Annotated in this window: 11 protein-coding genes; 6 read left to right on the top strand and 5 right to left on the bottom strand. The window is 62.7% G+C overall.

Going from position 1 to position 10,000, the window contains the following annotated elements; genetic code table 11:
• Both LDL37_RS03755 and efp read right to left on the bottom strand, forming a co-directional pair.
• Window positions 1-214, bottom strand: a 214-nt coding sequence (locus LDL37_RS03755; RefSeq protein ID WP_290794555.1) for an inositol monophosphatase family protein, incomplete at its 3' end; no start/stop codon positions are given.
• Window positions 215-375: 161 nt separating this feature from the next.
• A complete protein-coding gene (gene efp / locus LDL37_RS03750) occupies window positions 376-942 on the bottom strand; it encodes an elongation factor P (protein ID WP_126420867.1) in 567 nt (188 codons plus the stop codon).
• A gap of 165 nt (window positions 943-1,107) precedes the next feature.
• Between efp and LDL37_RS03745 the strand changes: the two genes are divergently transcribed.
• Both LDL37_RS03745 and LDL37_RS03740 read left to right on the top strand, forming a co-directional pair.
• Window positions 1,108-1,788, top strand: coding sequence for a hypothetical protein (locus LDL37_RS03745; RefSeq protein ID WP_290794551.1), 681 nt, complete (start codon window positions 1,108-1,110; stop codon window positions 1,786-1,788).
• A 66-nt stretch (window positions 1,789-1,854) separates the two neighbouring features.
• A complete protein-coding gene (locus LDL37_RS03740; protein ID WP_290794548.1) occupies window positions 1,855-3,018 on the top strand; it encodes a hypothetical protein in 1,164 nt (387 codons plus the stop codon).
• Here the strand turns inward: LDL37_RS03740 and thiE are convergent.
• The 3 genes from thiE to LDL37_RS03725 all read right to left on the bottom strand — a co-directional run bounded on the left by thiE (window position 2,993) and on the right by LDL37_RS03725 (window position 4,574).
• The gene (thiE, locus tag LDL37_RS03735; protein ID WP_290794545.1) at window positions 2,993-3,610 is read right to left on the bottom strand and encodes a thiamine phosphate synthase; all 618 of its coding nucleotides are present in this window, start codon (window positions 3,608-3,610) and stop codon (window positions 2,993-2,995) included. The genes LDL37_RS03740 and thiE overlap by 26 nt on opposite strands.
• Window positions 3,611-3,685: 75 nt before the next feature.
• Window positions 3,686-4,204: a DUF1465 family protein gene (locus LDL37_RS03730; RefSeq protein WP_013479208.1), complete on the bottom strand. Its 519-nt coding sequence runs from the start codon at window positions 4,202-4,204 to the stop codon at window positions 3,686-3,688.
• Between the two features lie 145 nt (window positions 4,205-4,349).
• On the bottom strand, window positions 4,350-4,574 hold the full coding sequence (locus LDL37_RS03725) for a DUF1192 domain-containing protein (protein WP_290794540.1): 225 nt from the start codon (window positions 4,572-4,574) through the stop codon (window positions 4,350-4,352).
• A 137-nt stretch (window positions 4,575-4,711) separates the two neighbouring features.
• Here LDL37_RS03725 and LDL37_RS03720 point away from each other — a divergent pair, with 137 nt between their 5' ends.
• The 4 genes from LDL37_RS03720 to LDL37_RS03705 form a co-directional block, all read left to right on the top strand.
• Entirely contained in the window at window positions 4,712-5,683 is a 972-nt protein-coding gene (locus tag LDL37_RS03720) for an NAD(P)H-quinone oxidoreductase (RefSeq protein ID WP_290794537.1), read from the top strand.
• Window positions 5,684-5,807: 124 nt separating this feature from the next.
• On the top strand, window positions 5,808-6,518 hold the full coding sequence (locus tag LDL37_RS03715; RefSeq protein ID WP_290794534.1) for a cell cycle transcriptional regulator TrcR: 711 nt from the start codon (window positions 5,808-5,810) through the stop codon (window positions 6,516-6,518).
• Between the two features lie 155 nt (window positions 6,519-6,673).
• Window positions 6,674-9,124, top strand: coding sequence for an alkaline phosphatase PhoX (locus LDL37_RS03710; RefSeq protein WP_290794531.1), 2,451 nt, complete (start codon window positions 6,674-6,676; stop codon window positions 9,122-9,124).
• A gap of 122 nt (window positions 9,125-9,246) precedes the next feature.
• On the top strand, window positions 9,247-10,000 hold a 754-nt coding region (locus LDL37_RS03705), incomplete at its 3' end, for a carboxypeptidase-like regulatory domain-containing protein (protein WP_290794528.1).

Genomic DNA, 10,000 nt, shown 5'->3' with positions numbered 1-10,000 from the left:
GTTCTTCCCCCAGAAAGCCGTAGCCGGGGCGCAGACGGGTCAGCTCCTCGAACAGGGCGGCTTCGACGCGCTTGTCGGCGGCGGTAACGAAGTCGCCGGGGCCTTTGCGCGACACCTGAAGCTCGCTGATTTCGCCGAAGTCGCGGGACACGCCCTTGCACGCCTTGCGGATGGCGGCGACCATGGCCTGAATGAGGGCGGATTGGATTACCACGGCTTATTCCTTTAAGTTTGGCGGACGTGAGATTGCCGCCCTAACTAAAAAGCCACTCCAGGGCGAAGATCCGCTCAGGAGAACGGAGGAATGGCCCTGAAGTGACAATACTCAAGTCACGAAAAACGTACCGGCACCTACACCGGGACTTTTTCGTGAGATCAATCGGCGCGGCGCATATATTCGCCGGTTTCGGTCGAAACGACGATGCGCTCACCCGTGCCCATGAACGGCGGGATCATGACGCGCATACCGTTGGAGGCCTTGGCGGGCTTGTAGGAAGACGAGGCGGTCTGACCCTTGATGGTCGGCTCGGTTTCGATGACTTCGAGCACCACCGTGTCGGGCAGGCTCATGCCGATCGGCTTGCCTTCGTGGGATTCGATAACAACGATCATGCCGTCGTGCAGGAAACGGACCTGATCTTCGCCGACCCAGTCCTTCGACAGCGAAATCTGCTCGTAGTTTTCCTGATCCATGAACACCAGCATGTCGCCATCTTCGTAGAGGTACGAGTGATCGCGTTGCTCCAGCACGGCGCGCTCAACCGTATCGTCGGAACGAAAGCGCTCGTTCAGCTTGGTGCCGGTGACGAGGTTCTTCATTTCGACCTGGGCAAAGGCGCCGCCCTTACCGGGCTTCACGTGCTCGGTCTTCACGACGGCCCACAGACCGTTCTGATATTCGAGGATCATGCCCGGTTTGATGGTATTGGCGTTGATTTTCATGGATTCGACTTGTCAAGGAGCGAGCGCACAGGCCCAGAAGAGTTTGCGCGCGTTACTACACGCTTACCCCAGACGAGGCAAGGGGGCCGCGAAGCCGCAGCGGGAATCGACTTTTTATACGAGCCAGCGCATGGTAACGCCGATTGAGATAGAGAGGAGTGCGACATGCTTAAGCCGACGGGTATAGCCCTCATGGCCCTTCTGACCCTGACAGCCTGTGGCAAGACTGAAAAGCAGGGCGAGGCCGGTGAGGGTTATGGCGCTCAGTCTGAGGCCGTCGCCGACAAGGGGGTGCAGGCCCTGTCGTGCGAAACGCCGGTGGCCAAATCGGCCACGGCGGCACAATTGCTCAAGGCCTTTGCCGGTCAGTCGCGCGAAGAAACCGTGCCTGGGCCGGAAGGCACGACCGAAAGCGCCGTCGTCCTCTATCCCGACGATCCGGCGCGCAAGGTGGTGGTCACCTTCTGGGACGAAGCCAAGACGCAGGTGGCTGATGTGCGCATCGGTCGCGGTGCAGTGCAGTGGTACGGCCCCGGCAATATCCGCATTGGCTCTGCGCTGAAAGCGGTCGAGGCGGCCAATGGCAAGGGGTTCGATCTCTATGGTTTTGACTGGGACTACGGCGGCTATGCGGCGGACTTCAAGGGCGGTACGCTCGGCATGATGTCGGGCGACTGCGTACTGAGCCTGCGCTTCGCGCCGCCGGAAGGCCACACCGGTCAGTTGACCAGCGATATTGTCGGCGACACGCAGGTGGCGTCCTCCAACCCCAATATGCAGGCGCTGCAACCGGTCATCGTCGAAATGTCGGTCGGCTGGCCGTCACCATCGGCGGCGGTGGAGTAAGACGCGCGCTGCGCTCTGGTTGACTGTGGGCGGGACCCTTTGTATCCCCTCACTCAGGGGTAGGGCATGTCAGTCGAGAAAATCTTTCGTAGCTCGAAATACGACCGGCAAGAGATCATCCTGCCGCTGCTTGGCTGTGTGGTTTTTTTTCTGCTGGGGCTGATCTTTTCTACAGACGAGCGCCTTTCACTGCGCCTGCTTACATGCGGCATGAGCCTAAGCGGTGCGCTGGTCTTAGGGGTTACCTATATCAGCAGCTACTTTGCCTATCTGAAACTTGATGCTGAGGCCGTCGAATGGCGGGCCGCCTTCAAGGTGCACAGATTGCGACGGCAGGAGGTGCTCGGTTGGGGCCTCAGAACCTCTGAGTACGGAGCCCATATAGTAGTCCGGACCATAGACGGCGACGGGTGGCATATAAAGGTGTCCTTATTTGGCGGCGCGCAAACCGCCCTTGCGGACTGGCTGAACGGGCTGCCCGATCTGGAGGCCACGGACGAGACGTTCAAGAACAGGGCACTGCTCACCAACCCTGCCTTTGGTCCGACCGAGGTTCGTGAAGCGCGGATCTATAATCATAAAGCGTTTCTTGGCGTCCTCTCAGGCCTCTCCGGCATGGTGGCCTTCTGGACGCTGATCAGCGGCTATCCGCCCGTTCGGGTGATTGCCGTGCTTATTCCGCTGCTGGTATGTGGGCTGCCAGCTCTGTCGGGTGGGCGCTGGTCGTTTTTCGGCCAACCTCGCCGTACCTTGCCCGTCTGGCATATAGCGGTCTGGCCCGTGGTGACGACAGCACTGGTCGCTTATTTCCGGTTTGAGCCCGTCGATGAGGCAGCGATCTTGGGAAGCGCTCTGGTCGCGGCGCTCGGTTTGCTGATCTTACAAAAAATGGGGGATAGTCGCGTCATAAGTTGGCTGATCCTGCCCGTAAATCTGATCTACGCCTTCAGTGCGCTCACCCTGGCCAACGGCGCCTATGAGACGGCGCCCCCGCAGTCTTTTGAAACGGAGGTGCTAAGCAAGACGTCCGGACGCTATGGGGCCAAGTTTGTACGCGTGGAGGCTTGGGGGCCTGTAACGCAGGTCCGCAAGTTGCCTATTGGAACGCAGACCTATCGCAAGACCGAACCGGGGGACACCCTGTGCCTGACGCTCTACACCGGTGCGCTGGGCTGGCAGTACTATGACTGGAGGCGGTGTGGCCCTAAATCGCCGCCAGCAGCGCCCTGACGCCGGCGTCCGGGCCGTCCGGATGGGTCCAGACGGCTGCGGATACGGCGATAAAGTCGGCTCCGGCGGCGGACACTTCGGCCGCATTTGCTGCGGTGATGCCGCCAATAGCGACGCAGGGCACTTCCATCGTCTCCTGCCAGATGGTCAGGGTGTCCAGCTCGGCCATGTATTCGACCGTCTTGGTGGCGGTGGGATAGAAGGCCCCGAAGGCGACGTAGTCGGCCCCGGCCTCGGCGGCTTCCATGGCCAGATGGCGGCTATTGTGGCAGGTGACGCCGATCATGGCCTCGGCCCCCAGCCGCTTGCGCGCCTCCTTATAGGGCGTGTCGGACTGACCCACGTGCACGCCGTCAAGACGCAGTTCCTTCGCCAGATCGACATGGTCGTTCATCAGAACCGCCGTGCCGCGCCGGTGGGCGACCGGCGTGATCAGCCGCGTCAGCGCGCGGATTTCATCCAGTGACACGTCTTTGAGGCGGATTTGCAGGGCCGGGACCGGGCCAGCCGACAGGGCGTCGTCCAGAGCGCGCGCAAAGGCGGCGTGGTCGGCAATGCGGGGTGGGGTGATGAGGTAGAGTTGCGAGGTCATCGCCTCGTCCTGCCCCAAAAGCGGGCCGGGGGCAAGTTTTTCATCCCGTACGCTTCGCCTCAGGGGAGGAGGATATCAGAGATTGCCAAACGTGTTGCGCAGCAGGGCCATCTGATCCAGCACCGGATTGGTCTGCGGCTTGTCCGCCTCGGCTTCGACGAACATGCGGCGATCGAGGTGCGAGATGCGGTCATACAGGCGGTTGGAACGGTCCAGCAGTTCCAGCAGGCCCTGCGGCAGCACCTTGAGCTGGTCGCCATATTCGCTCTGGGCGGCGGCCGACAGGCGATACTTTTCGTCGCAGGCGTCGGTGGCTTCCATATCGCCTTCGCGCACGGCGCGCTGCACCAGCAGCCACGAGGCGATCTGCATCAGGCGCGTCGTCAGGCGCATGGACTCACCGGCATAGAGCAGGGCGTCTTCGCGGCTCAGGATGCGCGAGTCGCGGCGGCCATCGCCGTCCAGATAGGAGGCCGTTTCTTCCACCAGACCCATACCTTCGCGGAAGGTCCGGTCGAACAGGTCCGAACGGGCAAAATCACGCACGAGGTCCGCACGCTGGGACAGGGAAACTACGGCACCGGTATCGGACATGGCTGGCCTTCGGAAAATCTCAAAACACACAATACGTAAGGGGCGCAAACGGCACCCCTGAGGTCACTGATCGTCCTGCAACGGGCGTGCCACCCGAAGCGACAGGACGGGGCGCGCACCTGCCACGCCGAACCCTAACAAAGCCCTAACTCCCCTTGAAGGAGAACAGGGCTTCCGCCGCGCTGCGACCACTCTGCTTGGAGTCGAGCATGGTCCGGGTACGCACGATTTCGGCCTCAAGCGCGCCGATGCGCTCCTTGAGGTCGATGACCGAATAACCGCTCAGATCCTCACGGATCAAGGCATTCAGCGGCCCGCCCGGCCCGGTGCCTGAGCGAAAAGCGGGGGTAAACGCTTCCTCGTCCGACATGCGGCGTCTCCTCTGGGGTTATATCACGGGTTGGAAACCTTTGCAGCCAGCGCGCGAACCGTTGCGCTGGCCGTAAATGTCTCTACATGTCCTATAAAACCCCCACGGGGCGAAGAAAGCAAGCGGCACGGTTGATCATGAAAGCTATTCTCATCCGCGAAGGCGGCCACTGCGCCGATGATCTGTATGTGGGCGATGTGCCGCGTCCCGAAGTGGGGCGGGGACATGTGTTAATTCGGGTCAGCCACGCCGGCGTAAACCGCCCCGACATCCTGCAAAGGCAGGGCAGCTACCCGCCGCCGCCCGGTGCGTCGCCGATTATGGGCCTTGAGGTCGCCGGGATGGTCGAAACCGTCAACAGCGACGAAAATCTGTGGAAAGCGGGCGACCGCGTGTGCAGCCTGGTCAATGGCGGCGGCTATGCCGAATTCGTCAGCGTCGATGCCCGCCACCTCCTGCCCGTGCCGCGCGGTCTGAGCGAGGCCGAAGCGGCGGGCCTGCCCGAAGTGTGCCTGACCGTCTATGCCAATCTGATGGAGCACGGCGCTTTGCAGGCCGGTGAGACCGTGCTGGTCCACGGGGCCAATTCCGGTATCGGTTCGATGACGGTGATGATGGCAAAAGGGTTTGGTGCGCGCGTCATCGCCACCGTGCGCGGGGCGGAGCGGGCGGCGTGGGTAAAGGCACTGGGGGCCGATCACGTGATCGACACAAGCGACAGTGATTTTGTCACCCCGGTCAAAGACCTTGGCGGGGCCGATGTGGTGCTCGATATCATGGGGGGCGACTACACGCCCAAAAACATCCTGTGCCTCAAGCATAGTGGGCGCATCGTGCAGGTCGGTATGATCCGCGGCAACACCACCGAAATCGAGTTGCCGCGCCTGATGCAGAAACAGGGCGTACTCACCGGCTCGATGCTCAGGCCGCGCAGCGCCGACGAAAAGGCCCGCCTTAGCGCGGCAGTGGCCGAACGGGTGTGGCCGCTGATCGAAGGCGGGACCATCCGTCCGGTGCTGGCCAGGGTGTTCGACGCCGCCGACGCCGGGGCGGCGCAGGCCTATCTCGATAGTGGCCAGCATACGGGCAAGGTGGTGCTGAGGTGGTGAACCGGCTACCCGTTTTGTCGCTGATAATCCTATTCCCTTCGATGAAAAATCGGTCTATAGCGATGACAAGAATCCCCTCACGCCCGGTCGCAAAGGCCGGGCGTAGCTATTTGTGAGACTGAATATGGCCGATATCCTGATGCCGAAAGCGACCGCCGTGTGGCTGGTCGATAATACCAGCCTCTCGTTCGAGCAGATCGCCGATTTCTGCGGCCTGCACCTGCTCGAAGTGAAAGGCATTGCCGACGGCGAAGTGGCGCGCGACATCCGCGGGGCCGACCCGATCGCCAATGGTCAGTTGACCCGCGAAGAACTGGACAAGGCGGAAAAGACCCCGTCCTACCGTATGCAGGCGCAAAAGAGCCGCCACGCCGAACTGCTCAAGCCGCAAAAGAAGGCCCCGCGCTACACGCCAGTGTCGCGCCGTCAGGACCGCCCGGACGCCATCTACTGGTTCGTCAAGAACCACCCGGAAGTCACCGACGCGCAGATTTCCAAGCTGCTCGGCACCACCAAGACCACGATTGAGCAGGTGCGCAACCGTACCCACTGGAACGCCGCCAACCTCAAGCCGGTGGACCCGGTGACGCTGGGCCTCGTCTCGCAGATCGAGCTGGACGCCGCCGTCAGAAAGGCTGCCGAAGTGAAGCGCAAGCAGGCCGAAAAGCTGGGCATCCCGCTGGACGATCCGTCGCTGCAACCCGCCGCCCCGGTCGTGGTGCCGTTCGACGACGAAGAAGAGACCTTCTCGCGCAAGGCCGACCTGACGGTCGAAGACGTCTTCGGCTCGGCCCCGTCCAAGCCCGTCCACGACGAGGAAGACGACGAATACTGAGTCCGAATAACAGAAAACAGAAAGGGGCGCAGGGCCAAAGCCCTGCGCCCCTTTCTGTTTTCGGCTTGTCATAAAACCACTACCAAGTCTTCAAACCGCCGTCACACAACCGTCGGAAGAAGGGCCACCGAAGATAATTCAGAGGGGCTCCCCGCATGTCCGATTCCAAGCTGACCGGCCGTCACAGCGACGGTGATCTTGAGTTCAACACCTCGGCCAATCCGTCGCTGAGCGACGTGATCGCTGAGCGCCAGTCGCGCCGTCAACTGCTGGGCGGCATGGTGGCCGTGGCCGGTCTGTTTGGCCTGAGCGCCTGCGGCGGCAGCGACGACAACAAATCGGCGGCCGTCATCAATGCCGGTCAGGTCGGGGCTTCGACCTCGGGCCGCGTCGTCACGCTCAACGGCAGCGCCACCCAGGCGGCGAGCCTGAGCTGGACGCAGGTCGCCGGTCCGTCGGTCACCCTGAGCAACGCCAATACGCCCAACCCGACCTTTATCGCGCCTTCGGTCGCCGGGACCACCAATCTGGAATTCCGTCTGACCGCCGTCGATGGTCAGGGCCGCAGCACCTATCAGGACACGCTGGTCACCATCAACCCGGCGCAGCTCGGCTTCACCGCCGTGGCCAAGAACAAGAACGATATCGTGACCGTGCCGGAAGGCTATTCGGTCAGCGTGCTGTACCGCATGGGCGACCCGATCCTGTCGGGTGTGGCGGCCTTTGCCAATAACGGCACCGACACCAACTTTGCCGGTCGCGCGGGCGATCACCACGACGGTATGGCCTTCTTCGGTCTGGCCGCTACGGGCACGGCGCGCGATGCCAACAGCTCGACGCGCGGCCTCCTGGTTATGAACCACGAGAATATTTCCGAGCAATATCTGCATATTAATGGCCCGACATTGGTTTCTGGCGCGCGTCCGGAAGCCGAGGCGTTGAAGGAAATCGAAGCCCACGGCGTCAGCGTCGTCGAAGTCATGCAGTCGGGCGGCACCTGGACCTATGTGCAGGGTGGGGCGCTCAACCGCCGCATCACGCCGAATACGCCGATGACACTGAGCGGCCCGGCGCGCGGCGATGCGCAACTCAAGACCGTCTTTTCACCCGAAGGCACCATGGCGCGCGGCACGATCAACAACTGCGCCAACGGCGTCAATGCCTGGGGCACCTACCTGACCTGCGAAGAAAACTGGGCCGGCTATTTCCGCCGCGCGTCGGGCGACAACGCCAACCGCAGCGCCAAATCTGTGGTGGCGCTGAACCGCTACGGCCTGTCGCAAGGGGCCGCCGGGGCCAATAACTGGGCCACGGTGACGGCTGCCAACGCGGCCGATCAGTGGAAGTTTTCCAAGTGGAACACCACGGTCGATACGACCAAGGCCGCGGACGGCACGGGTGATTACCGCAATGAAGCCAACCAGTACGGCTGGGTGGTCGAAATCGACCCCTATGACGCCAATTCGGTGCCGCGCAAGCGCACGGCGCTGGGCCGCATGGGTCACGAAGGCGCGTGGCCGGCCAATTTTGTGGCGGGCCGCAAGCCGGTCTTCTACATGGGCGACGATTCGCGCGGCGAATATTTCTATAAGTTCGTGTCGGCCACGCCGTGGTCGGCGGCGGACGCCAACGCCACGGATCGTCTGGCCATCGGGGACAAGTATCTCGATAACGGCACGCTTTATGTGGCGCGCTTCGACGCCACGGGTCAGGGTGTGTGGCTGCCACTCGTCTTCGGTACGGGCGTGCTGACGGCGGCCAACACCACCTATGCCTTCGCCAATCAGGCGGACGTGCTGATCAATACCCGTCTGGCGGCTGATGTTCTCGGCGCGACCAAGATGGACCGTCCGGAGTGGGCGGCGGTTAACCCGGCCAATGGCGAGGTCTATCTGACCCTGACCAACAACAACGCCTCGAACCGCCCGCTGACCGGCACCAATGCCGCCAACCCGCGTCACTATAATGACCCAAGGGGGACGACCAATAACTTCGGCAACCCGAACGGCCACATCATCCGCCTGCGCGAAGCGGGCGACAATGCCGAAGCCACCAGCTTCCAGTGGGACATCTACGCCTTCGGGGCCGGGGCCGATTTGGATGCGACCCATATCAATATCTCCGGCCTTGACGCGACCAACGACTTCTCGAGCCCCGACGGTCTGTGGTTCTCGCGCAGCAGCAATGCCGGTGGTCTGGTTAATCCGCTGCTGTGGATCCAGACGGACGACGGGGCCTATACCGACGTCACCAACTGCATGATGCTGGCGGCCATGCCGGGGCGTGTCGGCGACGGCGGTGCGCGCACCATTACCAATACGGGCACGGGCGGCGCGACGGCCACGCAGAGCACCTTTGTGGGCAAGGCCCCGGGGATGCAACTGCGCCGCTTCCTCGTCGGGCCGAAGGAGTGCGAAATCACCGGCATCGATTCGACGCCGGATGGTCGTACCCTGTTCGTCAATATCCAGCATCCGGGCGAAGGCGGTACGCCGACGACCCCGTCCTCTAACTGGCCCTACAGCCAGTCGGGCACCACGGCGGGTCGTCCGCGTTCGGCCACCATCGTCATCACCAAGACGGACGGCGGCGTGATCGCGCTGTAAAATCATATTATACGACTAAAGTAGGCCGGATGCCGCAGGGTGTCCGGCCTTTTTGCGTTTGACCGGCGGGGGCGGGCGGGGTTAGCGTTAGCGCTAACAATAACACACAGGGAGTTATTACCATGCGACGACACTGGCTTGCCGGCCTTATCGCGCTCAGCCTGCCTATGGCGGCTCAGGCACAGGACAAACCCATTTTGGCTGACGTGTTCCGCGACCATGCCGTGCTTCAGCGCGACCGGCCCGTCCCCGTCTGGGGCGAGGCCAAGCCGGGCGAGACGGTGACGCTGAGCTTCGGCTCTGCCCGCGTGACGGCGCTGACCGACGCGACCGGGCATTGGCGCGCCGAACTGCCCCCCCTGTCAGCGGGCGGCCCCTATGTGCTGACCGCCTCGGCCGGCGCGGTGAAGCAGACCGTGTCCGATGTGCTGGTAGGCGATGTCTATCTTTGTTCCGGTCAGTCGAACATGGAATGGAACCTGAAGGACACGATCGGCGCGGCGGAGCAGATCGCCACCTCGCAGAACCCGACCATCCGCATGATGACGGTGCAGAAGACGCAGGCCTTCACGCCGCAATCGCACTTTCTCGCCCCGACCGAATGGCAGACGGCGTCCCCCGCCACCACGCCCAACTGGTCAGCCGTGTGCTATAATTTCGCCCGTGATCTGCAAACCCACGTCAATGTGCCCATCGGCCTGATCAATGCCTCATGGGGCGGGTCGAAGATTCAGCCGTGGATGAGCCGCGCCGCCCTGCAAAAGATCGGCGGTTATCAGGCCGATCTCGATGTGCTCGACACCTATGCCGCCGATCGCAGTCAGGCGGCGCAGGTCTATGGCCAGACCTATATCCGCTGGTGGCAGGCCGCAGGCG

This window comes from Asticcacaulis sp. (assembly GCF_020217185.1).
Classification (GTDB): Bacteria; Pseudomonadota; Alphaproteobacteria; order Caulobacterales; family Caulobacteraceae; genus Asticcacaulis.
This window is presented reverse-complemented; position numbering and strand designations above follow the sequence as displayed.

Excerpts from the sequence above, each read along its gene's own strand:
- LDL37_RS03725 (WP_290794540.1), bottom strand. The coding sequence starts at position 4,574 with ATGTCGGACGAGGAAGCGTTTACCCCCGCTTTTCGCTCAGGCACCGGG.
- LDL37_RS03720 (WP_290794537.1), top strand. The coding sequence starts at position 4,712 with ATGAAAGCTATTCTCATCCGCGAAGGCGGCCACTGCGCCGATGATCTG.
- LDL37_RS03730 (WP_013479208.1), bottom strand. The coding sequence starts at position 4,204 with ATGTCCGATACCGGTGCCGTAGTTTCCCTGTCCCAGCGTGCGGACCTC.
- LDL37_RS03745 (WP_290794551.1), top strand. The coding sequence starts at position 1,108 with ATGCTTAAGCCGACGGGTATAGCCCTCATGGCCCTTCTGACCCTGACA.
- efp (WP_126420867.1), bottom strand. The coding sequence starts at position 942 with ATGAAAATCAACGCCAATACCATCAAACCGGGCATGATCCTCGAATAT.
- thiE (WP_290794545.1), bottom strand. The coding sequence starts at position 3,610 with ATGACCTCGCAACTCTACCTCATCACCCCACCCCGCATTGCCGACCAC.
- LDL37_RS03710 (WP_290794531.1), top strand. The coding sequence starts at position 6,674 with ATGTCCGATTCCAAGCTGACCGGCCGTCACAGCGACGGTGATCTTGAG.
- LDL37_RS03715 (WP_290794534.1), top strand. The coding sequence starts at position 5,808 with ATGGCCGATATCCTGATGCCGAAAGCGACCGCCGTGTGGCTGGTCGAT.
- LDL37_RS03740 (WP_290794548.1), top strand. The coding sequence starts at position 1,855 with ATGTCAGTCGAGAAAATCTTTCGTAGCTCGAAATACGACCGGCAAGAG.